This is a genomic window from Staphylococcus sp. Marseille-Q1834 (genome assembly GCF_916858875.1).
Classification (GTDB): domain Bacteria; phylum Bacillota; class Bacilli; order Staphylococcales; family Staphylococcaceae; genus Staphylococcus; species Staphylococcus pragensis.
Genome location: NZ_CAKASN010000001.1, coordinates 199435 through 226404, shown reverse-complemented (window position 1 = coordinate 226404; position 26970 = coordinate 199435). Strand labels below are relative to the sequence as shown.

Genomic DNA, 26970 nt, shown 5'->3' with positions numbered 1-26970 from the left:
CATCAACCGTACTTTTGAACTATTTAATAAGTAATATTAAATATGTCTGTTACCTTTACGGGCATAATCGTTTGGTTTAATCATTGCGCCTAAGATAGCAATCATAATTGTAATGAATACTGCTAAAATGACTGGTGTAATAAAGTTTAAAGGGCCACCACCGTTTAAACTGTTTAACACGAAGTTAACCATTTGCATTAAGATTAACGCCCAGATAAATGTGATGAGGTGTTTCATACAAATGACCTCCAAAATTTATATACTTTTATTTTAATGTAAAGCGAATGGTTTGTATAGTGGTAGTAGAGTAAGTGTTAAAATTTATTCTAAAATTAATGACGTGCTATATTTTTGATTCATTTTCTTAAAGAGAAAAGAAAGACTAAAAAAGTATAACTACTTGAGTTGAGAAGAAAAAATGTGTTAAATTAATACCTGGTATTAAAAAACGAAGTAAGAAGGTGTACGTTCATGAACGTAGGTATAAAAGGTTTCGGTGCTTATGCACCTGATAAAGTGGTAGATAACGCCTATTTCGAAGAATTTCTAGATACATCAGATGAATGGATTTCAAAAATGACAGGCATTAAAGAAAGACGTTGGGCAAGTGAAGACCAAGATACGTCAGATTTAGCTTACGAAGCGAGTAAAAAAGCTATTGCAGATGCAGGCATTGAACCTACTGATATAGATATGATTATTGTTGCGACTGCGACTGGAGATATGCCATTCCCATCAGTAGCAAATATGTTACAAGAGAAATTAGGTACAGGCAAAGTGCCAACAATGGACCAATTGGCAGCATGTTCAGGCTTTATGTATTCAATGATTACTGCGAAACAATATGTACAATCTGGTGACTATAAAAATATTTTAGTTGTTGGTGCAGATAAATTATCTAAGATTACTGATTTAACTGATCGTTCTACAGCAGTATTATTCGGTGATGGCGCTGGTGCGGTAGTTATCGGTGAAGTATCTGAAGGACGAGGCATCATCAGTTACGAAATGGGATCTGATGGCTCAGGTGGAAAATACTTATACTTAAACAAAGATACTGGTAAACTAGTAATGAACGGACGTGAAGTGTTCAAATTCGCAGTTAGAATTATGGGCAATGCGTCTACACGTGTCGTAGAAAAAGCTGGTTTACAATCTGAAGATATTGATATGTTTGTTCCACATCAAGCGAACATCAGAATTATGGAATCAGCACGCGAAAGATTGGGTATAGAAAGAGAAAAGATGAGTGTTTCTGTTAATCGATTTGGTAACACTTCTGCAGCTTCAATACCTTTAAGTATTCAACAAGAACTAGAAAATGGAAGAATTAAAGACGATGATACTTTAGTATTAGTAGGTTTCGGTGGTGGCCTAACTTGGGGCGCTATGGTTATCAAATGGGGTAAATAGGAGGAAATAATGTATGACTGAGAATAAAAGAGTTGTGATTACAGGCATGGGTGCATTATCACCTATCGGAAACGATGCCCATTCAAGTTGGGAGAATGCTTTAAAAGGTGTGAACGGTATTGATACAATTACACGCGTTGACACTGAAGATTATAATGTTCATTTAGCAGGAGAACTTAAAGACTTTAATATTGAAGACCATATGGAGAAGAAAGAAGCACGCCGTATGGATCGTTTTACACAATACGCAGTAGTAGCTGCGCGTCAAGCAGTGGAAGATGCGAAGTTAACAATTAACGATGACAACGCGAATCGTATTGGTGTGTGGATTGGTTCAGGTATCGGTGGTATGGAAACGTTTGAAGTGGCACATACGACTTTACAAAAGAAAGGCCCAAGAAGAGTAAGCCCTTTCTTCGTGCCAATGCTAATTCCTGATATGGCGACTGGCCAAGTGTCAATTGATTTAGGTGCAAAAGGACCAAATGGTTCTACTGTGACTGCATGTGCAACAGGTACAAACTCAATTGGCGAAGCATTTAAAATCATCCAACGCGGTGATGCAGATGCAATGATTACAGGTGGTACGGAAGCACCTATTACACATATGGCGTTAGCAGGATTTAGCGCGAGTCGTGCTTTATCAACAAATGATGATAAAGAAACAGCTTGCCGTCCTTTCCAAGAAGGCCGTGATGGTTTCGTAATGGGTGAAGGTGCTGGTATCTTAGTTATTGAATCATTAGAATCAGCACAAGCCCGTGGTGCAGAAATTTATGCTGAAATTGTTGGCTATGGTTCAACAGGAGATGCATATCACATCACTGCACCAGCGCCAGAAGGTAAAGGTGGTTCTCGCGCTATGCAAGCTGCGTTAGATGATGCAGGCATTGAAGCGAAAGATGTTCAATACTTAAATGCCCACGGTACAAGTACACCAGTAGGCGATATGTACGAAATTCAAGCGATTAAGAACACATTTGGCGATGCTGCGAAAAACTTGAAAGTAAGCTCAACTAAGTCTATGACTGGCCACTTATTAGGTGCTACAGGCGGACTTGAAGCTATCTTCTCAGCATTATCTATTCGCGACTCTAAAGTGGCACCAACTATTCATGCTAATACGCCAGATCCAGAATGTGACTTAGATATCGTTCCAAATGAAGCACAAGACTTAGATATTACTTATGCTATGAGTAACAGCCTTGGCTTTGGTGGACACAACGCCGTATTAGTATTTAAGAAATTCGAAGCTTAAATAAATTATTTTTGAAAATGAAGGGAGCAGGACAGAAATTAAAATAATTTCGTTGTCCTGCCCCGGCAAGGATGACTAGATTTGAAAAAAGCTTGATTTAAGCGCATTTTCAAATCAGTCAACTACTGCCATAATGTTAATGAAGGCTGAGACATTTTATTTTGTCTCAGTCTTTCTTTTGTGTTGTGTGGAAAGGAAAAACATTTATAAAGCTAAAGAAATCATAATTGTAAAAATAAAATAAACAACATTACTCATTAAGGCAGGCCCTACCCATGTAGAAACAAAATAAGTCTCTTTCTTAGCATGTTGAGGATTAAAAAATTCATCATGTTCCATAGTCTTTTTTTTAGCGCGTGAAGAAAGTTGATAACGAATTCTTCTAAACCCATAACTCGTCGCATCAAAAATGCCTTCTTGAACAAGCAAAATGAGAAATATGATGATAAATATAATAAGAGATATGTAAAACAGGGTATTGATATATGAAATAAATGAATGATTAGTAAAAACAAGCCACAGTATTCCAGATAAAATGGGAGTAAGTAGTAACCATATTATCCAATTCTTTAAATCCCTCATAATGATGCCTCCAGTTGACGATTTAATTTATTTTAACTTACTTATAAAATAATATAAATACAGAATTTTAAAAATAATTTTAATAAAACATATGTGTTTATTAAAGATTGCAAAAAATTACACTTTTATTAATAAAATGTAAAATAATATTGCAAATGTATGAAAGTTGTATATATAATATTACTAAATATTTCTGAAAATTGTGAAGGGAATGTTAATTTTGAAAATTTAAAAAGGGGGATGCTTGATGACAAGGTATATATTGAAACGTTTAGGTTACATGTTTTTATCGCTATTCATTATTATTACAATCACATTTTTCTTAATGAAATTAATGCCTGGTTCACCATTTAATGATGCGAAATTAAGTGCTGAACAAAAGGAAATACTTAATGAAAAGTACGGTTTAAATGATCCAGTAGCAGTGCAATATCTTCATTATTTAAAAAATGTTGTCACAGGGGATTTTGGATATTCATTTCAATATCATAATCAACCGGTATGGGAGCTTATTAGACCGAGATTGATTCCATCAATGGAAATGGGTATTACCGCTATGGTGATTGGGGTTATTTTAGGTTTAATCCTAGGCGTAGCGGCAGCAACGAAACAAAATACTTGGGTGGACTATACAACAACTGTCATTTCAGTTATTGCTGTATCTGTACCTTCATTCGTATTAGCAGTACTTTTACAATATGTGTTTGCAGTACGATTACGCTGGTTCCCAGTAGCAGGGTGGGAAGGATTTTCAACAGCAGTCTTACCTTCATTAGCATTATCTGCAGGGGTAATGGCTACAGTAGCAAGGTATATTCGAGCAGAAATGATTGAAGTATTAAGTTCAGATTACATATTATTAGCAAGAGCAAAAGGGAACTCTTCTATGAGAGTATTGTTTGGGCACGCATTGAGAAATGCATTAATACCAATTATTACCATTCTTGTACCAATGTTAGCGGGGATACTAACAGGTACATTAACGATTGAGAATATTTTTGGTGTGCCAGGTTTAGGGGACCAATTTGTTAGATCGATTACCACAAATGATTTCTCAGTAATTATGGCTACAACACTATTATTCAGTACGCTATTTATAGTATCTATCTTTCTTGTTGATATCTTATATGGCGTGATTGACCCACGTATCCGTGTTCAAGGAGGTAAAAAATAATGGCAGATAAAAATTTTGAAAAAACGTTCGATGATCATTCAAATGCAGCTATGACACATACCTCTGAAGGTGCGGTATCTACTGGTTTTGTATTAAGAGAGCTAGATTTAAATAAAGAACCAGAAATGCAACGTGAAAGTAGAAACTTCTGGCAAGATGCTTGGACGCAACTTAAGAGAAATAAATTAGCATTAGTAGGAATGATTGGTCTTATTCTTATTATACTAATGGCGCTTGTTGGTCCACTGATGAGTAAACATGATTATGCAGAACAAAATGTTCAATATCGTAATTTACCAGCCAAGATTCCTGTATTAGATAAAATACACTTTTTACCTTTTGATGGTACAGGAAGCGATGGGAAAAACGCTTATAAGGAAGTAGGCGCAAAAGATAATTACTGGTTTGGTACAGACCAACTCGGGCGTGATTTATGGTCTAGAACATGGAAAGGCGCACAAATATCATTAATTATCGGTGTAGTTGCTGCACTACTAGATATCTTTATTGGGGTTGTTTACGGGGCTATATCTGGTTTCTTTGGAGGCCGAGTAGATAATATCATGCAACGTATTTTAGAAATTATTGCTTCAATTCCAAACCTTATTGTAGTTATTCTATTCGTACTTATCTTCGAACCTTCAATTTGGACAATTATTCTAGCTATGTCTATCACAGGATGGTTAGGAATGAGTAGGGTCGTTCGTGGTGAGTTCTTAAAATTAAAAAACCAAGAATTTGTTATGGCATCAAAAACATTAGGTGCATCAAAATTCAACTTAATATTCAAACATATTTTACCTAATACATTAGGGGCTATTGTAGTAACATCTATGTTTACTGTACCAAGTGCGATTTTCTTCGAAGCATTTTTAAGCTTTATTGGAATTGGTGTTCCTGCACCAAAAACATCACTTGGTTCATTAGTAAATGATGGACGTGCAATGTTATTAATTCATCCACATGAATTATTTATTCCAGCAACAATTTTAAGTTTATTAATCTTATTTTTCTATCTATTTAGTGATGGTTTACGCGATGCATTTGACCCTAAAATGCGTAAATAATAAAGGAGGCACACGTTATGTCAGAAAGAGTATTAGAAGTCAACGACTTGCATGTTTCCTTTGACATTACTGTTGGGGAAGTGCAAGCGGTTAGAGGCGTAGATTTTTATTTAAATAAAGGGGAAACATTAGCTATTGTAGGTGAATCAGGTTCAGGTAAGTCTGTGACTACAAAAGCAATTACAAAGCTATTCCAAGGAGATGCGGGTCGTATTAAAAAAGGTTCAATTGATTTTCTTGGGGAAGATTTAGCAAGTAAATCTGAGAAAGAATTAATTAAATTACGCGGAAAAGATATCTCAATGATATTCCAAGATCCAATGACATCACTTAATCCAACGATGCAAATTGGGAAGCAAGTCATGGAACCTTTAATTAAGCATCGTAATTATAGTAAAGCAGAAGCAAAAAAACGAGCATTGGAAATTTTAAACTTAGTTGGATTACCAAATGCTGAAAAACGTTTTAAAGCATATCCACATCAATTTTCAGGTGGTCAAAGACAAAGAATTGTTATCGCAACGGCTTTAGCATGTGAACCTAAAGTATTAATTGCAGATGAACCAACAACAGCATTGGATGTAACAATGCAGGCGCAAATTTTAGATTTAATGAAAGATTTGCAGAAAAAGATTGATACTTCAATCATCTTTATTACGCATGACTTAGGTGTAGTAGCGAATATTGCTGATAGAGTAGCAGTAATGTATGGAGGACAAATGATTGAAACAGGGGATGTAGACGAAATTTTCTATGACCCTAAACATCCATATACTTGGGGACTTTTATCATCTATGCCAGATTTAACAACAAGTAATGAAACTGAATTAATCGCAATTCCAGGTACACCACCTGATTTATTACACCCACCTAAAGGAGATGCTTTTGCAAGAAGAAGTCAGTATGCATTAGATATTGACTTCAAAGAAGAAGCACCTTGGTTCAAAGTATCACCGACTCACTTTGTAAAATCATGGTTATTAGATGAGCGTGCACCTAAAGTAGAGCCGCCAACAATGGTTAAACAGAAACAACGTCCTATGCCTAATAATTATGACAAACCACGTCGAGTAGAAAGGGTGTCGTTCAATGAAGAATAATAAAGAGACTTTACTACAAATAAGAAATTTAAAACAATACTTTAATGAAGGTAAGCGTAACGAAGTTAGAGCCATTGAAGACATCTCTTTCGACATCTATAAAGGGGAAACATTAGGATTAGTGGGAGAATCTGGATGTGGTAAATCAACGACAGGAAAAGCAATTATTAAACTGAATGACATTACTAGTGGAGAAATCTTATACGATGGTCAAGATATTCAAAAGATTTCTAAACGTAAAGACTTATTAAAATTTAATAAAAAAATTCAGATGATCTTCCAAGACCCTTATGCTTCATTAAATCCTAGACTTAAAGTGATGGACATTGTCGCAGAAGGTATTGACATTCATAAACTGGCAAGTAGTAAAAAAGACCGTAAACGTCGTGTTTATGACTTGCTTGAAACGGTAGGTTTAAGCAAAGAACATGCGAATAGATACCCACACGAATTTTCTGGTGGGCAACGTCAACGTATTGGTATTGCGCGTGCGTTAGCAGTAGAACCTGAATTTATTATTGCGGATGAGCCTATTTCAGCGCTAGACGTATCTATTCAAGCTCAAGTAGTTAATTTAATGTTGAAACTTCAGAGAGAAAGAGGTATTACATTCTTATTTATTGCCCATGATTTATCAATGGTTAAATATATTTCTGACCGCATTGCAGTCATGCATTTTGGGAAAATTGTCGAATTAGGTTCAGCTGACGAAATCTATTATCATCCATTACATGATTATACGAAATCATTGTTATCAGCGATTCCTCAACCTGACCCAGATAGCGAAAGAACGCGTAAACGTGTAGCGTATCAAGAAGATGAATCTAAGAATTCAGAGCGAAGACTTCAAGAAATTAGACCAGACCATTATGTATTTGTGACGGATGAAGAAGCGGCTCAATTAAAACAAGAACATCAAGCGCAAAGCGTTTAATAATAGGGGAAGGAGGATGAATTTACTATGAAAAAGATTAACTTTAAACTGATTTTAGGATTAATTGTTATGTTGCTCATTTTAAGTGCATGTAGTAAAAGTGGGGGACTATATGACGATAAAGGCCAAACATATCGTATAGCAACATCTTCAGATATTAATACTCTTGATTCAACATTAGCTACAGATACTGTGTCATTTACGATTTATAATCAAGTTTTTGAAGGTTTATATACACTTAATGGTAAAGATGAAGCGGTACCTGGAGTAGCAAAAAGTGAACCTAAAAAAACGAACGGTGGAAAAACTTGGACAATTAAATTACGTAAGGATGCAAAATGGTCTAATGGAGATCCTGTAACGGCTCATGACTTTGTATTTGCATGGCGTAAAGCAGTTGATCCAGCAACAGCTTCTGAATATGCTTACATAATGTACGATATTAAAAATGCAGAAGATATTAACTTAAATAAACATGGTAAAAAGCCAAAAGATTTAGGGGTTAAAGCTTTAGATGATTACACATTACAAATTGACTTAACAAAGCCAATCCCATATTTTAAACAAATGTTAGCATTCGGCACATTTATGCCACAGAATGAAAAAGTAGTTAAGAAGTATGGTAAATCTTATGGTACAACTGCCGATAAAACAGTTTATAACGGTCCATTTAAAATTAAGAAATGGGCAGTTGAAGATAAAATTATGCTAACTAAAAATAATGATTATTGGGATAAAAAATCAGTTAAATTAGATAGAGTTAATTACAAAATATTAAAAGACACGCAAGCAGGAGCTTCTCTGTATGAAACAGGTTCAGTAGACGTTGCTGGTATTACATCAGAACAAGTAGATAAATATAAAGATAGTCCGGCATTATTCAAACGTCTATTAGCTTCTACATTCTTTTTAAAAATGAATGAAAAACAACAACCAGAATTTAAAAATAAAGATATGCGATATGCGATAGCACAAGCAGTTAATAAAAAAGATTACGTCAATGAAGTTCTTGGTACAGGAGCCAAACCGTTTGATGGATTTACAGCTAAAAAGACAGCTAAAACGCCTGATGGCAAAGATTATGCAGATACTGTAAAATCACCATTAAAATATAATCCAAAAGAAGCGAAAGAACATTTAGAAAAAGCTAAAAAGGCTTTAGGTAAAGATAAATTTACGTTCACATTAAATACTGAAGACACACCAGATTCTAAAATTTCTGCAGAATTTATTAAATCTCAAATTGAAAAAAACTTACCAGGAGTAACGGTTAAAGTTAAACAATTACCATTCAAACAAAGAGTTCAAGCAGAATTAACAATGAATTATTCTATGTCATTATCAGGATGGGGGCCAGACTATCCAGACCCTATCACATTCTTAGATACTATGACTACGACTACGGGTAATGCTCAAAACAATACTGGATGGGGCAGTAAAGAGTATGATAACTTATTGAAAAAAGCCAATGGCGAATTATTACAAAAACCTAAAGAACGCTTTGCAACAATGCGCGAAGCGGAAGAATTATTCTTAAATGATGCACCAGTCGCACCAATTTATCAAAAAGGTGGAGCATCTCTGAAAAATCCACAAGTTAAAGGTATTGAATATCACCAAATTGGTGGCGATTATTCATTAAAACATGCGTATATTGATAAATCTATTGATCGTAAAACTGGTGAGAAAAAAGAAAAAAATTAAATAATTTTAAAATTAGCCTTGAATACTTAATGTATTCAAGGTTTTTCTAATTTATAACCTTAATATTTGCCAATTTATAAATATATAGTTTTCTGAAAATTCTATAAAATAAGTTGTCTTTTTTAATTTTAGTAGTAAAATGAAACAAACATCATAGAATCTACAGGAGGATTGATATTAGTGAAAGCCATTGGTAAATACCTAGTTCTTTTATTAGTAGCAGTATTAGTATTGAGTGCATGTGGAAAAGGAAAACAAGATGATAGTTCAAAGGATGTATCTAAAACTGAAACATCTAATCATAAGGGTGGGGAATTAAATGTCGGTTTAAATGCCGCACCTTCAGGAACACTATCATCAGTGCTGAGTTCTGATGCTTCGGATTCAGCAGTTGAAGCTTACTTCAATGAATCATTAATTAAACTGGATAAAAATATGAAACCTAAACCATTTATTGCTTCATGGAAAGATATTGATCCAGGTAAGAAGATTAAATTTTCAATTAAAAAAGGCATTAAATGGCAAGATGGTAATGAGTTCAAAATTGATGACTGGATTTATACTTTAAATGTTTTAGCAGATAAAGATTATCAAGGTAGTTATTTCCCTATCGTTGAAAACATCGAAGGTGCTAAAGAAAAACATGAAGGTAAAGCGGATACGATTAGTGGATTGAAAAAATTAGATGACTATTCTATGGAAGTTACTTTTAAAGAGAAGAAAGTAAACTATCTTGAAGGCTTCTTTGCTGGTCCATTATTAAGTAAGAAATATTTAAGCGATGTAGCAGTTAAAGATTTAGCGAAATCAGATAAAATCAGAAAACATCCAATTGGTATTGGACCTTATAAAGTGACAAAAGTAGTTCAAGGTGAAGCAGTTCAATTAGAGAAATTTAATGATTATTGGCAAGGTAAACCAAGTTTAGACAAAATTAATTTAAAAGTTATTGATCAAACACAAATTGTAAAAGCTATGAAAAATGGCGAAATTGATATGACTGATTCTACTACAGGTAGTATCGCTAAAGAAGCTAAAAAATCTGGAGAAGGTAAACTTAAAGTCTTATCATCACCTGGTACTGATTACTCAATAATTGGTTTCGTTTCTCATGATTATGATAAAGAAAAGAATAAAACTGGCGCTGAGCGTCCTAAATATAAAGAAAAAGAACTTAGACAAGCAATGTTATATGCAATTGATAGAAAAAAATGGATTAAAGCATTTTACCAAGGTTATGGTAAAGAGTTAAATAGCTTTATTCCATCTATCCATTGGATTGCAGCTGATCAAAAAGACTTAAATAATTATAGTTATGATCCTGAAAAAGCTAAAAAAATGTTAGATAAATTAGGATATAAAGATAGAAATGGAGATGGCTTCAGAGAAGATCCTAATGGTAAACCATTTGAAATTAATTTAAAACATTATTCTGGTTCAAACCCTACATTCGAACCTAGAACTGCAGCGATTAAAGACTTCTGGGAAAAAGTAGGACTAAAAACAAATGTGAAAATGGTTGAGTTTGGTAAATATAACGATGACTTAGCTAGTGCTTCTAAAGATATGGAAGTTTATTTCAGAACATGGACTGGCGGCTCTGACCCAGACCCTTCTGATTTATATCACACTGACAGACCACAAAACGAAATGCGTACTACTGATAAAACATCAGATAAATTGTTAGATGATGCATTAGATTTCAATAAAGTTGGAAATAACGATAAAAAACGTAAAGAAATTTATTTAGAATGGCAAAAACATACTAATGAAGTTCTTCCAGCATTACCAATTGTTCAATTAGATACTATTACAGTAGTCAATGATAAAGTGAGAAATGTTGATATCTCAATTGGCTCAGATAAGGATTTATATCAAATAACTAAAGAATAAAAGATGAACCTCGACTTTAGTCGAGGTTTATTGATTGGAGCAAATTATGGATAGCTATTTATTAGAAATAAAAGATCTAGAAACATCAATTAAGATTGAAAACGAGTGGTATCCTACAATTGATCAAATTTCTTTTAAATTAAAAAGTAATGAAATATTGGGAATTGTAGGAGAATCAGGGTGTGGTAAATCAATTTTAAATAAATCGATAGTTAAACTCTTACCTGAAAAAATATCTAAAATAACACAAGGGCAAATTATATTTAATGGCAAAGCATTGCAAGATGCTAGTGAAAGTGAGTACCGAAAAATTCGAGGTAAAGATATTGGGATGGTTTTTCAAGAGCCTATGACAGCTTTAAACCCAGTATTTAAAATTAAAAACCAATTAATTGAGCCTATTATTTTACACTTAAATAAAAGTAAAAAAGAGGCCTATGATTTAGCTAAAGAATTGTTGCAACAAGTAGGTATAGCTCGAGTGGAAGAGGTATTGAATAGTTACCCTCATCAACTATCTGGAGGAATGCGTCAAAGAGTCATGATTGCAATAGCAATTTCTTGTAATCCAAAATTGTTAATTGCTGATGAACCAACGACAGCTTTAGATGTGACGATACAAGCACAAATTTTGGATTTATTAAAAAAATTACAACAAGACAATAATATGTCGATTATATTAGTGACTCATGATTTGAGTGTCGTATCGGAATTTTGCGATAAAGTCATTGTTATGTATGCGGGTCAAATAGTCGAATATGGAGAATTACATCAAATTTTAAATCATCCTCAACATCCTTATACACAAAAATTATTACGCACAATACCGAGACTAAATGAAGATGTAGAGTATCTTGAAGTGATTGATGGTATGGTGCCCGGTATAACTCAATTTAATAAAAATCAATGTCGTTTTGCTAACAGATGTGCAGTGAGAATGGAAATATGTAACCAAAAAGAACCAAAACTTTTGAGTAAAGATGGTAGCCAAGTGCGCTGTCATTTATTTGATGAATAGAGGGAAAAATATGGATAACATCTTAGAAATACAGAATTTAAAAACCTATTATCCTATTAAATCTGGACTTTTTAAACCTACTCAATATGTAAAAGCAGTAGATGATATTTCTTTTACAATTAAAGAAGGACAAACATTTGGTTTAGTAGGAGAATCAGGATGTGGTAAATCAACACTTGGTAAGTCGATTGTACGCTTAGAAAATATAACATCTGGCAAAATTAAAATTAATGATATAGATATTACTCAATTAAAAGGTAAACAATTAAGAGAAGCACGTAAAAATTTTCAAATGATTTTTCAAGATCCGTATGCTTCCTTAAATCCAATGCAAATGGTTGGGGATATCATAGGAGAACCATTACAAAATTTCCATATGGTTGATAAAAAGAAATTAAAAGATGAAGTAATGTACTTATTAAACTGTGTAGGTATGAGTGAAGATACTTATTATAAGTATGCACACCAATTTTCAGGGGGGCAAAGACAAAGAATAGGTATAGCTAGAGCCTTAGCGATAAGACCTAAACTGATTGTAGCGGATGAACCTGTAAGTGCCTTAGATGTATCAGTCCAATCTCAAGTGCTGAATCTAATGAAAGATCTCCAGAAAGAATTTAACTTGAGCTATTTATTTATCGCTCATGATTTAAGTGTAGTTAAACATATTAGTGATGTTATTGGTGTAATGTACTTAGGCCATATGGTGGAAATAGCCGATAGTACTGAATTGTATAAGAATCCTCAATATCCATATACTAAAGCTTTAATATCTTCTATTCCTCAGTTTAATAAGGAAAAGATAGAAAGAATTACATTGCAAGGTGAATTACCTTCTCCAAGTAACCCTCCAAAAGGATGTCCGTTCCACACTAGATGTCCAATTGCACAAGCAAAATGTCGAGAGGAAAGACCGAAATTAGAAGAGATTAAGCCTAATCATCATGTTGCGTGCTTCTTTACTGAAAGGGTGAATATCAAATGATAAAACTTATATTAAAGATTTTTGCTAATGATTCCATTACTGTTTTTGATATCAATTGTGGTATTTAGTTTGGCGATTATTCAACCAGGTGATCCTTTCAGTGGACAATATAATCCTCATGTTAAGCAAGAAGCAATTGAAGCTCAAAAAGAAAAGTTAGGTCTTAATGATTCTATACCAACCCAATATGTGAGATGGATAGGGAATGTAGCACATGGTAACTTAGGCGAATCTATTAAATATAAACGTCCCGTAATTGATTTAATTAGCGAACGCTTGCCTAATACAATCTTGCTTGGTGCAGTTTCTCTAATTTTTACTTATATCCTATCTTTCGCATTAGGGATTATCTCAGGAAGATATGCGTACTCAATCGGAGATTATACTATCCAAGTTTTCAACTATGTCATGTTAGCGATACCTTCATTTATTGCAGGGGTTTTTGCTATTTACATATTTGCGTTCCAATTCCCAATATTTCCTTTTCAAGGGTCAGTCAATATTAATCTTCAAGAAGGTACCTTTACTTATTATATGAGTAAGCTTTATCATACGCTGTTGCCTGCATTAACATTAGGGCTATTATCAACAGCAGGATATATTCAATATTTGAGAAATGACATTATAGATAATGCGAACAAAGACTATGTTTTAACTGCTAAGGCAAAAGGTCTAACAATGAATAAAATTTACAATAAACATATTTTACGTAACTCATTAATTCCAATTATTACTTTTTTAGGAGCAGATATTGTAAGCATTTTAGGTGGTGCAGTCATTACTGAAACTATTTTTTCATTTAATGGTATTGGTAAATTATTTTTAGAATCTGTAACTGGTCAAGATTATCCATTAATGATGGCATTAACTTTGTTCTTTTCATTTTTGGGGTTATTCGGAAATCTTATATCTGATATAACATATAGTTTCGTCGATCCTAGAATTCGTAGTAATTAAAATGAGAAGAGGTAAAAGCATATGATAAAAAAACGACATAACAATTTAAAAACAGTAAAAAAATCATCTTCTCCTACTCAGATTGCTTTACAAAAGTTTGTTAAAAATAAAATTGCCATGGCTTCATTAATCTTTTTAATCTTAGTAGCCGTTATTTCTATTATTGCGCCGTTGTTAGCACCATTACCAATTAATCAACAAGATTTATTAAATATTAAAGGTGATATGACTTCGCAAAATCTTTTAGGAACAGACTCAGGTGGTAGAGATAATTTCAGTAGATTACTATATGCTGGCAGGGTTTCACTTACGATTGGCTTGGTATCAACTATTGGAATGTTAGTTATAGGTATAGCAATCGGTGTAATATCAGGGTATTTCGGAGGGTTGCTTGATACGTTATTAATGAGAATTACTGAATTTGTAATGCTTTTCCCATTTTTAATTTTTGCTATCGTTTTAAATGCAGCGTTAGGTGATAAAATTAAAAATCCATATGGTTCAGCTATTATATTAGTGGGAGTTATTATCATTTTAAGTTGGGGAGGCATTGCCAGATTAGTACGCGGTAAAGTCATGCAAGAAAAGGAAAATGAATACTTCTTAGCTGCGAAATCTATAGGTACACCTACTTATAAAATTATTTTAAAACATTTATTACCAAATATTTTAAGCGTAGTCATTGTACAAGCCACTTTGACTTTTGCTGGAATGATAGTAGTAGAATCTGGTTTAAGTTTCTTAGGTTTTGGGATTAGTAAATCAATTCCGTCATGGGGTAACATGTTAAGTGATGCTCAAGAAGGGGACATCATTAGTTCTAAGCCATGGATATGGATGCCACCTGCATTAATGATTATGTTTACGATATTAAGCATTAATTTCGTGGGTGAAGGACTTAAAGATGCGTTCAATCCTAAAGGTAGAAAATGATTAAATGAATTAGTAAAAAAATGAGACAGGATATTATAATCTTGTCTCATTTTTTAAGTACTATTATCTTTTACGTCCTAATCCCATAGCACGTTCCATTTTTTTCAATGTTTTAAATGAAGCTTTTTGAGCTTTATCGCGACCATGATCTAAAATGTCATCTAATTTATCAGAGTTATAAAACTCATTATATTTTTCTTGGAAATCAACTAAGAATTCCTTAACGATTTCTGATAAATCAGTTTTAAATTTGCCGTAGCCTTCATTTTCATATTTAGCTTCTAAATCTTTAATAGATTCATTTGTTAAGCTTGAATAGATAGTTAATAAATTTGAAATACCCGGTTTATTTTCACGATCAAATTTGATGATGCCATCTGAATCGGTTACAGCACTTTTAATTTTTTTAGCTGCTACATTTGGTTCATCTAATAGTGAGATAAAGTTTTTCTGGTTGTCATCACTTTTACTCATCTTTTTAGTAGGGTCTTGTAAACTCATAACGCGTCCGCCAACTTTAGGCATGCGAATTTCTGGTTTTACTAATACGTCGTTATAACGGCTGTTAAAACGTTCTACTAAATTACGTGTTAATTCCATGTGTTGTTTTTGGTCTTCTCCAACTGGCACAATATTCGTATTATAAATGACTATATCTGCTGCCATTAATGGAGGATATGTTAATAGACCTGCTGGGATGCCATCTGTACGTTTTTGAGCTTTATCTTTATATTGAGTCATACGTTCAAGTTCACCAACGCTTGAAATCGTAGTGAGCATCCAACCAGCTTGAACATGCGCAGGAACTTCAGATTGAATAAATAATGTTGATTTCTCTGGGTCAATTCCTGACGCTAAATAAATTGCTGCAAGTTGACGTATTTGTTTACGCAATTTGATTTTATCTTGTGGTACTGTAATCGCATGTTGATCCACGATACAGAAGAAACAATCATAATCATCTTGGACATCTGCAAATTGTTTTAATGCGCCAATATAGTTACCGATTGTAGGGATACCACTTGGTTGAATTCCTGAAAATAATGTCTCCATATTTGATGCCTACTTTCTTTTAATAATTCATATTATCTAAATTATAACAGTATTTCTTTAAAATGTAAGATATGTTAATATATAAGTACACATTGATTTTTAAGAGAGTCTATAAAAAATTTTTAGAAAATTTGAGATTTCTCTGAAAAATTAGGATTTTCTCATTTAATTTTAATGTTAGATGGTTATAATAACTGTGTAAGGTTAAGAGAATAATAAAATTAATAATTCTTAATCAATAAATTTTAAAATAATGAATATTATTCATTCAATAGGAGAGTGAGATGTATGGTAACATTATTTACTTCACCAAGTTGCACATCTTGCCGTAAAGCGAAAGCATGGTTACAAGAACATGACATTCCGTATACGGAGCGTAACATTTTTTCTGAACATTTAACAATTGATGAAATTAAACAAATTTTAAAAATGACTGAAGACGGTACAGACGAAATTATTTCAACTCGTTCTAAAACTTATCAAAAATTAAACGTTGATATTGATTCTTTACCATTACAAGATCTATATTCTATTATCCAAGATAATCCTGGTCTTTTACGTCGTCCAATTATCTTAGATGAAAAACGTTTACAAGTTGGTTATAACGAAGATGAAATTAGACGTTTCTTACCTAGAAAAGTTCGTACATTCCAATTACAAGAAGCACAACGTTTAGTAGACTAAAATAAAAAACTAAATTTATTTATATTTAACAGCACTTGTTATAGTGCTGTTTTTTGTAACTAAAAAAGGGAATATGTTAGTATAAACCTTGAATATTTAATAGTAAAATTTAATCAAACAAATAGATTGTAATTTACCTTACGTTCTAATACAATATGGTTACTATTCATCGACTGTAAGGAGTGAGATGATATGAGAATAGAACGCGTTGATGATACAACAGTCAAATTGTTTATAACATACAGTGATATTGAAGCACGAGGATTTAGCCGTGAAGATTTATGGACTAATCGCAAACGCGGTGAAGAATTCTTTTGGTCTATGATGGATGAAATCAATGAAGAAGAAGACTTCGTTGTTGAAGGCCCATTATGGATTCAAGTACATGCCTTTGAAAAGGGTGTGGAAGTAACGATTTCTAAATCTAAAAATGAAGATGCAATGCATATGTCTGACGAAGATGCGAATGAGCAATTTGAAGAGCAAGTAAATGAATTGCTAGCGAATACATTAGAACAAGAAGAAAGTATTGAAGATTTATTTGAGCAACGTGCTCAACAGAAACAAGCTCAAAAATCTGAGCGCAAACGTTCTAAACCACAAGCTCGTATAAGAACAATCATCGTTAAGTTTGAGGATTTAGAGCAAGTGATTAATTATGCTTATCATCATAATCAAGCTACAGATGAATTTGAAGATTTATTATACATGCATGATTCAAATTATTATTATGCTATTCACTTTGATGATTCTGTTAATCAAGAAACGATAAATGATAGTTATAGCCAATTATTAGAATTTTCTACGCCAACTGATAGAACGGAAGTTTATTTAAATGATTATGCTAAGATAATTATGAGTCATAATGTGACATCACAAGTTCGTCGTTATTTTACAGATGCAACTGAATAAATCGTATTTGCGTATCGAAGTACAATAAGTGCTTCGATTTTTTTATATTTTGAAAAGTAAAACGGCCACTTCGTACGTTTATATTTATGAGGTGACCAAATGTTAGTAGCAATTAATCAACATGGCGAGCGTGTGAGTGCAACTGAGGCTATAAAGGAGAACGATTACTTTTGTCCTTATTGTAAGTCAGAACTTATTTTGAAAAAGGGGATAAAAGTAACTACACATTATGCTCATAAAAGTAATATACATAGAAAATGTGCTAAATCAGAAACTGAAAAACACTATTATGCGAAATTTTTTATCGCAAACTTATTGAAACAATATGGGTACAATGTAGAAATAGAACCTTATTGTCCGTTAATTATGCAGTATCCAGATATTTTAATTGAGTCTAAAATTGCTATGGAGATTCAATTTTCAAGAATTAGTTTTCAAGAAATTAGAGAAAGATCATTAGGCTTTAAAAGATTAGGTTTAGAGGTGGTTTGGATAATAGAAGATAGTAAGTATCATAAGGGTGTGTTGTATCTTAATACATTTCAAGCCTACTTTATTAATTCTCTTACCCGAACCCTTATCACATGGGATAAGCGTAAGCAGTTATTATATAAATATAGTCAGATTCAACATTTAGAAGGAAGAAGATTTTTAGCTAATAAAGAAATATTGCAAATGAATCATATTAAAACCGAAGAAAAAGCAATATATCATTATACGTTTAAACTATCTAATGAGAAAATTAACAAGTATATTTACCAATGTCGTCGTAAAAATTCAGTATTAGAACCTACTTTAAGTGCCATGTATCAGCTTAGAATGACTGACATGGATGTTTGTAACGCTTCAGGATTTGTTTTTCCTCAACAACTCTACATTGAAAATCATCCAGTTCAATGGCAGCTTCAATTAAATCTCCTCAAATATCAAAATAATTTATCCGAAGATTCACTTATAAAATGCTTAAGATTTAGATATTTCTATTTTAATAATTATGATCAACATTCTATTACTTCTGAACTTATACATGCGTATATTAACAAGACTAATAGTAGTTAAGACGTGCAATATAAATCATTTAATGAGAAAATTAAGTCAATAGCAAGTATAGGAGGTTTACTTATGAGTCAACAATTAACAAGAGAAGAACAGGAACGTAAATATCCTGACTACACTTGGGATCTAACAACTATTTTTGAAAGCGATGATGCATTTGAAAGTGCATTAAAAGAAGTTGAAGGATACCTTGGAAAAGAAGAACAATTTAAAGGTCATTTAGGTGATAGTGCAGAAACTTTATATAATGCCTTAGCATTAGAAGATGAAATTGAAACTAAGCTTGAACAAGTCTATGTTTATGCACACTTAAAACAAGACCAAGATACATCAAATGATAAATATACTGGCTTTGAATCACGTGCACATCAATTAATTATTAAAATTAGTTCAGCTTGGAGTTTCTTAGTTCCAGAAATTCTGCAAATTGATGAAGATAAATTAAAATCATTCGTAAATGAAAATGAAGATTTAAAACGTTATGAATTTGATTTAAAACTTATTAATGAAAAACGTCCACATATTCTAGATGCTGAAAAAGAAAAATTATTAACAGAAGTACAAGATGCTTTATCAACACCAAGTAATGTTTATGGTATGTTTAGTAACGCTGATTTAGAATTTGAAGATGCAGTAGATAAAGATGGTAACAAACACCCTTTAACTCAAGGTACCTTTATTAAATATTTAGAATCTGACGATCGTGAATTACGTCAATCTGCATACAATAATGTATATAAAGGTTATGGTTCATATAATAATACTTTAGGTGCAACTTTAGCTGGTGAAGTGAAAAAGAACGTGTTCAATGCACGTACACATAACTACAAATCTGCTCGTGAACGCGCTTTAAGTAATAATCACATTCCAGAAGAAGTATATGACAACTTAGTTAAAACTGTACACAAATATTTACCATTATTGCATCGATATACGCAATTACGTAAAGAATTATTAGGTATTGATGATTTAAAAATGTATGACTTATATACACCACTAGTTAAAGACGTTAAATTTGAAATGCCATATAACGAAGCAAAAGACTGGATGTTAAAAGCGTTAGAACCAATGGGCGAAGAATATTTAAATGTGATTAAAGAAGGTCTAGATAATCATTGGGTTGATGTTTACGAGAATAAAGGTAAACGCTCAGGTGCTTACTCTTCAGGCGCGCACTTAACAAACCCATTTATTTTATTAAATTGGTCAGATACCGTGTCTGATTTATATACACTCGTACATGAATTTGGTCACTCAGCACATAGTTACTTTAGTCGTAAAAACCAACCATCTAACTCTAGTGATTATTCAATATTTGTGGCAGAAGTTGCGTCTACATGTAATGAAGCGTTACTAAGTGATTATATGGATAAACACTTAGATGACGAACATCGTTTATTATTATTGAATCAAGAATTAGAAAGATTCAGAGCAACATTATTCCGTCAAACAATGTTTGCTGAATTTGAACACAAAATTCACCAAATTGAAGAAGCGGGCGAACCACTTACTTCTACGCGTATGAATGAAGAATATGCTAAATTAAATAAACAATACTTTGGTGATGTAGTAGAAACTGACGACAATATCAGTAAAGAATGGTCTCGTATTCCTCATTTCTATATGAATTACTATGTTTATCAATATGCAACTGGTTACAGTGCAGCTCAAAGTTTAAGTCATCAAATTTTAACAGAAGGTAAACCAGCTGTTGAAAGATATATTAATGAATTCTTGAAAAAAGGTAGTTCAAATTATCCAATAGAAATTCTTAAAAATGCTGGTGTCGACATGACTACTCCAGAACCTATTGAACAAGCATGTGAAGTATTTGAACAAAAATTAGATGCATTTGAAAAACTAATGAAAGCGTAAAATAACTGTATCCGTTTTCAATTTGTCAAGTTTGTGACAATTTTAATTTTAGGGGATGTAGTTGTTGAAACACCTATTTGAGCGTGTTATATTATGAACATGAAATTAATCACATAACAAACATACCCCTTTGTTTGAAGTGAAAAATTTCTCCCATCCCCTTTGTTTAGCGTCGTGTAATCAGACACGGCGTTTTTTTTATATCTATTTTTAGATTCCTTCTTTAAATTTTTATTTACTATGATACGCTTTGATTAATTCCTTTTTGAATTTAAAATTTCTAAAAACACAATTGTATTTATGTTGTTACATTTCAGCATTATATTAAATTTCAATATTAATAGAATAATTAATATAAAATTACTGATTTTTAATAAGTTATTGTTAAAATTAAGTGTAGATAATTTTATAAAAAACAATGAAATGAGGCGTATGAATGAAAAAATTAATTTCACTAATAAGTATCATTTGTTTAACTGTATTATTAGCGTCATGTGGTGACTCTGGTGAACAAAAAGAGCCTTCTAAAGAGAGTAAAGACTCTAAGAAGTATGAATATGTTTATTATGAAGTATTAAATAATGGAGATGAAGATTTACCTAATGTTGAAATTAAGTATTTAGATAAGCAGCATAAACCACATATCCAAAGAACAAGCTTAGACAATGTGTATGAGCATATCTTAAGTGACGGAAATGAAAAACCATACATAATTAAAGACGATAGTAACATTCACGTTTATCGACCACCTTATATGACTTATGGTGATGATGAAGTAGAAGGAGAAGCTGTGTCAAAAGACAAAGTAACTAAATAGAAGGGGGGACGTTGAATGAAAAAAGTCTATAAAGTAGTTAGTTGTTTAAGTATAGTCGGTTTGTTATATACTATGGGGCCTACTAATCAGTTAGATGCAGCCACTTCAAGTGGAGGTTCCTCAAGTAGTTCTGCCTCGAGCGCAAGTAGTTCGTCATCAAGCAGTTCATCAGCTGCTAGAGGCTCTACTTCTTCTAGTTCATCAATGAGTCGTTCAAGTGCAGCTAATGCGTCACGTTCAGCAAGACAATCAAGTCAACGTGCAGCTGAACAAGCAGCTAGAACTAGTAGTATCACTTCAAATGCTATGAGAAGTTCTGCTAAACAAAACCCAAAGTATAATCAATCTAGCAGACAGACACGTTCATTAATGAATCCTAAAAGAAGATATAGTTCTACGTCGCCTATGGCAGCTCAATATTTATCCACTGGATTTTATAACAACTGGCTTTACTATTACCTATTTGTAACTCATTTTCATGATCAAAAGAAACAAGATAAAAGCTATCAAATGAATATGTTGAAAAAACAAATGAAAAAGAATGAATCACTGTATACAGTTACCATTAAAACGAAACACGGAGATAGGGTAGTCGTCTTGCCTAAAGAACAATATGACAAGATAAAAACGGGTAGTAAGGTAAAAGTAAAAAATGGTATTGTTCAACCCTAACGAGTCGTAGATATAGAAACAGCCATTCAATGATATTAATCTTGTAAATCATTGAATGGCTAATATTTTATTGCTATAAGCGTTATATTTTAGGCATTTTAGATTGCCAAAATTCTCCTTCAGGATAATCAAGTTTCTCAACTTTTTGTTGTAATGCAAGTTTTTTTAATTCTTTAGTAAGTAATTTTTCTGGCCACTCGTATATTGTTAGAAGTTCTTCCATAGTAACGAGTTGTTTCTTTTGAATATAATGTTCTAATTTAGGTGGAAGATTTTTTTCTATAGGCGTACCCATTAATTCATTAATAATATAAGTATAAATATGATAAGGGTATAATCCTTCGACCTTTAAGCCTTCTTCATGTACATCTTCATTAAAGAATACTAATGAGGGTGCTTGTTCAATTTCCATTTCACGTGCAATATGCAAGTCTACTTTTAAGCTTTCAGTAAGTTTATTCTTCTGTAAGTCTTCTTTGAAAACATCATAGTCTAAACCAGCATTTTTTATGCAATCGCAAATCATCTTCTCAGTGATTATATCTCGTTTAGGAATAATTTCATTCTGCATTAAATGAATAAAGCGTTCCGCTCTTAGTCTTCCTTGCAATTCTGCCGCTTTATATGCTAAAGCAATATTGTCAAAGTCTGATGTACTTTGAGCTTGGCATTTGGTAAGCACTTTTAAAGACGGGTTTAATATATGTCTAATACGGATATATTGATTATATTCAATTCTTAACTTTGAAATAATCGCTGATAACTTGAAACAATCTGTATTAAACGGATCAAAGAATGAATAAATTTCGATTTTATTTACAGGTGACAGATTCGCATCTTCACGACTATTATTGTCTACAATTTTCAGTTCTTCAGCCATGTTTTACTCACCTTCAATTAAATTTAGGAATTTACCATGTGATTAGCAGTTAGACGCAATCGTTCATATAAATAGTCTCCAACTCCAGCTGGAAAGTGGGCTTCTGTAATTGCAGTGTGCATATTTTCTAGCCAAGCGTCACGTTCGAACGTCGTTATTTTAAATTCCATATGTCTCATCTTCAACATGGGATGTCCATGTTCTTGTGTGTATAAATTAGGTCCCCCTAGAAATTGAGTAAGAAACTGCTTTTGTTTTCTGCTCGTTTCTTTAAAATCTCCAGGAAATAAATGATTGATTCTGTCATCTTTTTCAACGAGTGAATAAAAATGGTCAATCATGTCATATAGTGCTGTTTCGCCTATAACGTCGTACGGTGTTTTAGACATAATATCACCAATTTCCATTAATATATATCTAATATAACATGAATTTTTACATTTAAAAGTAATTTGACTTTTGACTATGTTCGCTTATGAATTAGCGTTTTGCGCTTTGTAATCAAAAAAGCGTTGAACTTTATTTTTAGGGATTTGATGTTTTAAATCGAATTGACCTAATAAGTGATTAAATTTTTCTAAGCCTTTTTCATAGTCTTGCACTTCGAATTCTAATTCATAATCGGTTTTATCGAAATATTCACTTTTATCTAATACTAATAAATCATCTTGATATTGTGTTTCCATACGGTATGTAGTTAATGCGCCTAAGACACTGAGTTCGTGTTCAGCCACTCCATAGTCGTCTAAGATATTTCTTATATCACTCGGTAAGTCAGATTTTGAGATTGCTAAATCGATTGAAGGAATGATATCTACCATATGATTGTATTCTGTTAAGCCAACTTTGGCTGGCACTTTTAATGTCATTTCATAAGTGCCATTTTTTACACGGATTCTTATTGCTGATTTATGGTCGCGCAGTTTGAAATCTGGTGTGTCGATATAATAATTTGTTTGCGTAAATGGTTCTGCATTTTCAAAAAAAGCAGCTTTAAATTTATCATAAGTTTGAGAATCTAATAATTGTTTAAATTCTATTTCATTATTTGTAGCCATGTGTTACTCCTCTATAAGCATGTTTAATCATTATTGTCTTTCATTATGAGGGAGAAATTTAAAAATTTAAAGCAATAACCCTATTTCAGAGTAATTGAATCGAATATTCAAGGTAGCTATGAGAAAGTAGAACTTTAATAACTCAATTTACTGTGGTTTTATCTTCAGTTCAGGCGTGTGTTATAAGGATAAATTATGTTAAACTAGGAAGGAATAATAAGGAGGAACAAGCATGCGTATTTATGTAAATGAAATTAAAATTAAAGACGATGGCATTTATTGCTACTCAGAGGATCCAACTGATGGATTAGTTGAAGTAGGACAAATGCTTGTTGATAGCGATAATTATGGATTTGCATACTTATTAGATGATGGTCAATCCTATTCTTATCTGATATTTGTCCAAGAAACTTGGTCGATGTTACATGAGCATCGAGATAAGAAAGTTGTCGTAAATGATGAGTTAGTATTAGAGCATTTCCAAGAGGAATTAGATTATATCTTGGAGAATGTTGAAGGAAATAATAACTATGGTAAGGAGTTTGTTTCAGCTGTTGAAGAAACTTTCGAACTAAAGTGAAGCGGAGTGAAACATTATGAATCAATGGGATCAATTTTTAACACCATATAAACAAGCTGTTGATGAGTTAAAGGTGAAGCTAAAAGGTTTGCGTAAACAATATGAAGTTGGAGAACATGCCTCACCCATTGAATTTGTAACGGGCCGTGTTAAGCCAATTACAAGCATTATTGATAAGGCAAATAAAAGGGGAATCCCATTTGATCGATTGCGTGAAGAAATGTACGATATTGCGGGGCTGCGAATGATGTGTCAATTCGTTGATGACATAGATGTGGTAGTAAATATGTTGCGTCAACGTCAAGATTTCAAAGTCGTAGAAGAAAGAGATTATATTAACAATACTAAACAAAGTGGTTATCGTTCTTATCACGTGATTATTGAATATCCAATTGAAACGTTAAATGGTCAAAAGGCTATTTTAGCGGAAATTCAAATTCGTACATTAGCGATGAATTTCTGGGCAACAATTGAACATACATTACGCTATAAATATGATGGAGATTATCCTAATGAAATTCAGCATCGTCTTGAACGTGCTGCAGAAGCGGCTTATCTATTAGATGAAGAGATGTCTGAGATTAAAGATGAAATTCAAGAAGCACAGAAATATTATTCTCAAAAACGTGCTAAAAAACATGACTAATGGGGTGTAGACGATGCGTTATACGATTTTGTCTAAAGGTGATTCTAAGTCCAATGCATTAAAACATAAGATGATTAACCATATGAAAGACTTCCATATGGTTGAAGACGCTGATAATCCTGAAATTGTGATATCAGTTGGAGGAGATGGCACCTTATTACAAGCCTTTCATCAATATAGTCATATGTTGTCACAAGTAGCTTTTGTTGGTGTACATACAGGACATCTTGGATTCTATGCTGATTGGTTACCTCATGAAGTTGAAAAGTTAATCATTGAAATCACGAATTCAGAGTTTCAAGTTATTGAATATCCATTACTAGAAATTATTGTGAGATATAATGATAATGGATATGAAACGCGTTATTTAGCACTTAATGAAGCGACGATGAAAACTGAAAATGGCTCTACATTAGTTGTAGATGTAGGTATCAGAGGCAAACATTTTGAACGCTTTAGAGGAGATGGATTATGTATTTCTACGCCATCTGGTTCTACCGCTTATAATAAAGCTTTAGGTGGGGCGCTCATTCATCCTTCGCTTGAAGCAATGCAAATTGCGGAGATAGCATCTATTAACAATAGAGTATTTAGAACAGTAGGTTCGCCTTTAGTGTTACCAAAGCATCATACTTGTTTAATTACGCCTGTTAATCATGATACGATTCGCACTACAATTGATCACGTAAGCCTTAAACATAAAAATGTGAATGCTATACAATTTAGAGTAGCTAATGAAAAAGTACGATTTGCACGTTTTCGTCCTTTCCCGTTTTGGAAAAGGGTGCATGATTCGTTTATTGAAAGTGAAGATGAACGATGAGATTTGTTTATGATATTGAACATGAAGAAACACTCAAATCATTTTTACAACGTCACCATTATTCTAAAAAAAACAATTAGCGCCATTAAACTTAATGGCGCTTTAATTATAAATAAATTACCCGTCACTGTGCGTAAATGGATGCAACAAGATGATCAATTAGTTGTTGAGTTACCTCAAGAATATCCTAGTGAATATCTTATTCCCTCTAGTACGCCGATTGAAGTAATCTATGAAGATGATTATTTAATAGTTGTAGCTAAGCCTATACAATTAAATAGTACGCCTTCAAGAGAACATCCCCATGATAGTTTAATCGAGCGTGTATTGTATTATCTAAATCATTCTTATCCTAAGCAAGATGAAGTTGATAACAGACATTCACAACAAAATATTGTGCCTCATATAGTGACACGCTTGGACCGCAATACTAGTGGTATCGTTATCTTTGCTAAACATGGACACATCCATCATTTGATGTCTACTATAAATGTAGATAAACGTTATATTTGTGTATGTTATGGTAAGACCCAAGAAAACGGCATTATAGAAGCGCCTATTGCGCGAGATGATAATAGTATAATTACGCGAACTGTTTCACCAACAGGTAAATATGCCAAAACGTCTTACAAGACATTGAAGCACAACCAAAAAGCGAGTTTATGTGAAGTGGCATTGCATACAGGTCGTACGCATCAAATTAGAGTACATTTTGATTTTATTGGTCATCCTTTAGTGGGTGATGATTTATATAATGGAAGCCACCCTAAAATTAACACGCAATCTTTACAATGTTATAAAGTCAGGTTTATACATCCGATATATAATAAAGAAATTGAGATAAGCATTGATTATAAACGCTTAGAATACATATATAATATAATGTAATTTGTAAA

At 32.7% G+C, this 26970-nt stretch carries 26 protein-coding genes and 2 pseudogenes; 22 read left to right on the top strand and 6 right to left on the bottom strand.

Translation table 11 applies throughout. From position 1 onward, the window contains the following. Nucleotides 1-36: 36 nt before the first annotated feature. Nucleotides 37-237, bottom strand: coding sequence for a YjzD family protein (locus tag LIX58_RS01230; RefSeq protein WP_126565233.1), 201 nt, complete (start codon nucleotides 235-237; stop codon nucleotides 37-39). A gap of 234 nt (nucleotides 238-471) precedes the next feature. Between LIX58_RS01230 and LIX58_RS01225 the strand changes: the two genes are divergently transcribed. Both LIX58_RS01225 and fabF read left to right on the top strand, forming a co-directional pair. Next, nucleotides 472-1413 carry a beta-ketoacyl-ACP synthase III gene (locus LIX58_RS01225; protein ID WP_226386011.1) on the top strand — a complete coding sequence of 314 codons (942 nt, stop codon included), beginning with the start codon at nucleotides 472-474 and terminating at the stop codon, nucleotides 1411-1413. Between the two features lie 13 nt (nucleotides 1414-1426). Next, entirely contained in the window at nucleotides 1427-2671 is a 1245-nt protein-coding gene (gene fabF / locus LIX58_RS01220) for a beta-ketoacyl-ACP synthase II (protein WP_154836590.1), read from the top strand. Nucleotides 2672-2875: 204 nt separating this feature from the next. Here fabF and LIX58_RS01215 read toward each other — a convergent pair whose 3' ends face one another. Then, a complete protein-coding gene (locus LIX58_RS01215) occupies nucleotides 2876-3253 on the bottom strand; it encodes a DUF3899 domain-containing protein (protein ID WP_154836591.1) in 378 nt (125 codons plus the stop codon). Between the two features lie 247 nt (nucleotides 3254-3500). On the opposite strand from LIX58_RS01215, the gene opp3b reads away from it, so the two are divergent. The 10 genes and pseudogenes from opp3b to opp4C all read left to right on the top strand — a co-directional run bounded on the left by opp3b (nucleotide 3501) and on the right by opp4C (nucleotide 15018). Further along, nucleotides 3501-4427, top strand: a complete 927-nt coding sequence (gene opp3b, locus LIX58_RS01210; RefSeq protein WP_126565237.1) for an oligopeptide ABC transporter permease — start codon at nucleotides 3501-3503, stop codon at nucleotides 4425-4427. Further along, nucleotides 4427-5494 (top strand): oligopeptide ABC transporter permease, encoded by a 1068-nt coding sequence (gene opp3C, locus LIX58_RS01205; RefSeq protein WP_126565238.1) that lies wholly within the window; start codon nucleotides 4427-4429, stop codon nucleotides 5492-5494. The genes opp3b and opp3C overlap by 1 nt, the downstream gene beginning before the upstream one ends. Nucleotides 5495-5511: 17 nt before the next feature. Continuing rightward, nucleotides 5512-6594, top strand: coding sequence for an ABC transporter ATP-binding protein (locus tag LIX58_RS01200; RefSeq protein ID WP_226386010.1), 1083 nt, complete (start codon nucleotides 5512-5514; stop codon nucleotides 6592-6594). Continuing rightward, complete coding sequence (locus tag LIX58_RS01195; protein WP_154836593.1) at nucleotides 6584-7528, top strand: ABC transporter ATP-binding protein; 945 nt, start codon at nucleotides 6584-6586, stop codon at nucleotides 7526-7528. Before LIX58_RS01200 ends, LIX58_RS01195 begins: the two co-directional genes overlap by 11 nt. Before the next feature lie 27 nt (nucleotides 7529-7555). Then, nucleotides 7556-9232 (top strand): peptide ABC transporter substrate-binding protein, encoded by a 1677-nt coding sequence (locus LIX58_RS01190; RefSeq protein ID WP_154836594.1) that lies wholly within the window; start codon nucleotides 7556-7558, stop codon nucleotides 9230-9232. Between the two features lie 180 nt (nucleotides 9233-9412). Then, entirely contained in the window at nucleotides 9413-11125 is a 1713-nt protein-coding gene (opp4A, locus tag LIX58_RS01185) for an oligopeptide ABC transporter substrate-binding protein (protein ID WP_154836595.1), read from the top strand. Between the two features lie 46 nt (nucleotides 11126-11171). Then, a complete protein-coding gene (locus LIX58_RS01180; RefSeq protein WP_154836596.1) occupies nucleotides 11172-12143 on the top strand; it encodes an ABC transporter ATP-binding protein in 972 nt (323 codons plus the stop codon). Between the two features lie 10 nt (nucleotides 12144-12153). Further along, nucleotides 12154-13128, top strand: coding sequence for an ABC transporter ATP-binding protein (locus LIX58_RS01175; protein WP_154836597.1), 975 nt, complete (start codon nucleotides 12154-12156; stop codon nucleotides 13126-13128). Next, a pseudogene (opp4B, locus tag LIX58_RS01170) lies at nucleotides 13125-14085 on the top strand (oligopeptide ABC transporter permease). Before LIX58_RS01175 ends, opp4B begins: the two are co-directional and overlap by 4 nt. A 21-nt stretch (nucleotides 14086-14106) precedes the next feature. Beyond that, the gene (gene opp4C / locus LIX58_RS01165) at nucleotides 14107-15018 is read left to right on the top strand and encodes an oligopeptide ABC transporter permease (RefSeq protein WP_226386009.1); all 912 of its coding nucleotides are present in this window, start codon (nucleotides 14107-14109) and stop codon (nucleotides 15016-15018) included. A gap of 63 nt (nucleotides 15019-15081) precedes the next feature. Here the strand turns inward: opp4C and trpS are convergent, their stop codons facing one another. After that, entirely contained in the window at nucleotides 15082-16071 is a 990-nt protein-coding gene (trpS, locus tag LIX58_RS01160; RefSeq protein WP_126565247.1) for a tryptophan--tRNA ligase, read from the bottom strand. A gap of 288 nt (nucleotides 16072-16359) precedes the next feature. Here trpS and spxA point away from each other — a divergent pair, with 288 nt between their 5' ends. From spxA to LIX58_RS01130, 6 genes are all read left to right on the top strand, one after another. Next, entirely contained in the window at nucleotides 16360-16755 is a 396-nt protein-coding gene (gene spxA, locus LIX58_RS01155) for a transcriptional regulator SpxA (RefSeq protein ID WP_103166349.1), read from the top strand. A gap of 192 nt (nucleotides 16756-16947) precedes the next feature. Next, nucleotides 16948-17667, top strand: coding sequence for an adaptor protein MecA (gene mecA / locus LIX58_RS01150; RefSeq protein WP_226386008.1), 720 nt, complete (start codon nucleotides 16948-16950; stop codon nucleotides 17665-17667). 99 nt (nucleotides 17668-17766) lie between these two features. Continuing rightward, a complete protein-coding gene (locus LIX58_RS01145; protein ID WP_226386007.1) occupies nucleotides 17767-18726 on the top strand; it encodes a competence protein CoiA in 960 nt (319 codons plus the stop codon). A 63-nt stretch (nucleotides 18727-18789) separates the two neighbouring features. Continuing rightward, nucleotides 18790-20598, top strand: a complete 1809-nt coding sequence (pepF, locus tag LIX58_RS01140) for an oligoendopeptidase F (RefSeq protein ID WP_154836600.1) — start codon at nucleotides 18790-18792, stop codon at nucleotides 20596-20598. Between the two features lie 436 nt (nucleotides 20599-21034). Beyond that, complete coding sequence (locus LIX58_RS01135; RefSeq protein WP_154836601.1) at nucleotides 21035-21415, top strand: hypothetical protein; 381 nt, start codon at nucleotides 21035-21037, stop codon at nucleotides 21413-21415. A 15-nt stretch (nucleotides 21416-21430) separates the two neighbouring features. After that, a complete protein-coding gene (locus LIX58_RS01130) occupies nucleotides 21431-22087 on the top strand; it encodes a hypothetical protein (protein ID WP_126565252.1) in 657 nt (218 codons plus the stop codon). A gap of 82 nt (nucleotides 22088-22169) precedes the next feature. Here the strand turns inward: LIX58_RS01130 and yjbH are convergent, their stop codons facing one another. The 3 genes from yjbH to LIX58_RS01115 all read right to left on the bottom strand — a co-directional run bounded on the left by yjbH (nucleotide 22170) and on the right by LIX58_RS01115 (nucleotide 24025). Next, nucleotides 22170-22967 (bottom strand): protease adaptor protein YjbH, encoded by a 798-nt coding sequence (gene yjbH / locus LIX58_RS01125; protein WP_126565253.1) that lies wholly within the window; start codon nucleotides 22965-22967, stop codon nucleotides 22170-22172. Between the two features lie 23 nt (nucleotides 22968-22990). Then, nucleotides 22991-23356 carry a truncated hemoglobin gene (locus LIX58_RS01120; RefSeq protein ID WP_207104572.1) on the bottom strand — a complete coding sequence of 122 codons (366 nt, stop codon included), beginning with the start codon at nucleotides 23354-23356 and terminating at the stop codon, nucleotides 22991-22993. Between the two features lie 84 nt (nucleotides 23357-23440). Next, nucleotides 23441-24025, bottom strand: a complete 585-nt coding sequence (locus LIX58_RS01115) for a CYTH domain-containing protein (RefSeq protein WP_154836602.1) — start codon at nucleotides 24023-24025, stop codon at nucleotides 23441-23443. 232 nt (nucleotides 24026-24257) lie between these two features. Here LIX58_RS01115 and LIX58_RS01110 point away from each other — a divergent pair, with 232 nt between their 5' ends. From LIX58_RS01110 to LIX58_RS01095, 4 genes and pseudogenes are all read left to right on the top strand, one after another. After that, the gene (locus LIX58_RS01110) at nucleotides 24258-24605 is read left to right on the top strand and encodes a hypothetical protein (RefSeq protein WP_126565256.1); all 348 of its coding nucleotides are present in this window, start codon (nucleotides 24258-24260) and stop codon (nucleotides 24603-24605) included. Nucleotides 24606-24621: 16 nt separating this feature from the next. Continuing rightward, entirely contained in the window at nucleotides 24622-25251 is a 630-nt protein-coding gene (locus LIX58_RS01105) for a GTP pyrophosphokinase family protein (RefSeq protein WP_126565257.1), read from the top strand. Between the two features lie 13 nt (nucleotides 25252-25264). Next, nucleotides 25265-26074 (top strand): NAD kinase, encoded by an 810-nt coding sequence (locus tag LIX58_RS01100; RefSeq protein ID WP_126565258.1) that lies wholly within the window; start codon nucleotides 25265-25267, stop codon nucleotides 26072-26074. After that, a pseudogene (locus LIX58_RS01095) lies at nucleotides 26071-26962 on the top strand (RluA family pseudouridine synthase). Before LIX58_RS01100 ends, LIX58_RS01095 begins: the two are co-directional and overlap by 4 nt. Nucleotides 26963-26970: the final 8 nt, after the last annotated feature.

Bases quoted from the DNA above. Each gene is read 5' to 3' on its own strand.
- LIX58_RS01230 (WP_126565233.1), bottom strand. From the start codon at position 237: ATGAAACACCTCATCACATTTATCTGGGCGTTAATCTTAATGCAAATG.
- LIX58_RS01225 (WP_226386011.1), top strand. From the start codon at position 472: ATGAACGTAGGTATAAAAGGTTTCGGTGCTTATGCACCTGATAAAGTG.
- fabF (WP_154836590.1), top strand. From the start codon at position 1,427: ATGACTGAGAATAAAAGAGTTGTGATTACAGGCATGGGTGCATTATCA.
- LIX58_RS01215 (WP_154836591.1), bottom strand. From the start codon at position 3,253: ATGAGGGATTTAAAGAATTGGATAATATGGTTACTACTTACTCCCATT.
- opp3b (WP_126565237.1), top strand. From the start codon at position 3,501: ATGACAAGGTATATATTGAAACGTTTAGGTTACATGTTTTTATCGCTA.
- opp3C (WP_126565238.1), top strand. From the start codon at position 4,427: ATGGCAGATAAAAATTTTGAAAAAACGTTCGATGATCATTCAAATGCA.
- LIX58_RS01200 (WP_226386010.1), top strand. From the start codon at position 5,512: ATGTCAGAAAGAGTATTAGAAGTCAACGACTTGCATGTTTCCTTTGAC.
- LIX58_RS01195 (WP_154836593.1), top strand. From the start codon at position 6,584: ATGAAGAATAATAAAGAGACTTTACTACAAATAAGAAATTTAAAACAA.
- LIX58_RS01190 (WP_154836594.1), top strand. From the start codon at position 7,556: ATGAAAAAGATTAACTTTAAACTGATTTTAGGATTAATTGTTATGTTG.
- LIX58_RS01180 (WP_154836596.1), top strand. From the start codon at position 11,172: ATGGATAGCTATTTATTAGAAATAAAAGATCTAGAAACATCAATTAAG.
- LIX58_RS01175 (WP_154836597.1), top strand. From the start codon at position 12,154: ATGGATAACATCTTAGAAATACAGAATTTAAAAACCTATTATCCTATT.
- opp4C (WP_226386009.1), top strand. From the start codon at position 14,107: ATGATAAAAAAACGACATAACAATTTAAAAACAGTAAAAAAATCATCT.
- trpS (WP_126565247.1), bottom strand. From the start codon at position 16,071: ATGGAGACATTATTTTCAGGAATTCAACCAAGTGGTATCCCTACAATC.
- spxA (WP_103166349.1), top strand. From the start codon at position 16,360: ATGGTAACATTATTTACTTCACCAAGTTGCACATCTTGCCGTAAAGCG.
- mecA (WP_226386008.1), top strand. From the start codon at position 16,948: ATGAGAATAGAACGCGTTGATGATACAACAGTCAAATTGTTTATAACA.
- LIX58_RS01145 (WP_226386007.1), top strand. From the start codon at position 17,767: ATGTTAGTAGCAATTAATCAACATGGCGAGCGTGTGAGTGCAACTGAG.
- pepF (WP_154836600.1), top strand. From the start codon at position 18,790: ATGAGTCAACAATTAACAAGAGAAGAACAGGAACGTAAATATCCTGAC.
- LIX58_RS01135 (WP_154836601.1), top strand. From the start codon at position 21,035: ATGAAAAAATTAATTTCACTAATAAGTATCATTTGTTTAACTGTATTA.
- LIX58_RS01130 (WP_126565252.1), top strand. From the start codon at position 21,431: ATGAAAAAAGTCTATAAAGTAGTTAGTTGTTTAAGTATAGTCGGTTTG.
- yjbH (WP_126565253.1), bottom strand. From the start codon at position 22,967: ATGGCTGAAGAACTGAAAATTGTAGACAATAATAGTCGTGAAGATGCG.
- LIX58_RS01120 (WP_207104572.1), bottom strand. From the start codon at position 23,356: ATGTCTAAAACACCGTACGACGTTATAGGCGAAACAGCACTATATGAC.
- LIX58_RS01115 (WP_154836602.1), bottom strand. From the start codon at position 24,025: ATGGCTACAAATAATGAAATAGAATTTAAACAATTATTAGATTCTCAA.
- LIX58_RS01110 (WP_126565256.1), top strand. From the start codon at position 24,258: ATGCGTATTTATGTAAATGAAATTAAAATTAAAGACGATGGCATTTAT.
- LIX58_RS01105 (WP_126565257.1), top strand. From the start codon at position 24,622: ATGAATCAATGGGATCAATTTTTAACACCATATAAACAAGCTGTTGAT.
- LIX58_RS01100 (WP_126565258.1), top strand. From the start codon at position 25,265: ATGCGTTATACGATTTTGTCTAAAGGTGATTCTAAGTCCAATGCATTA.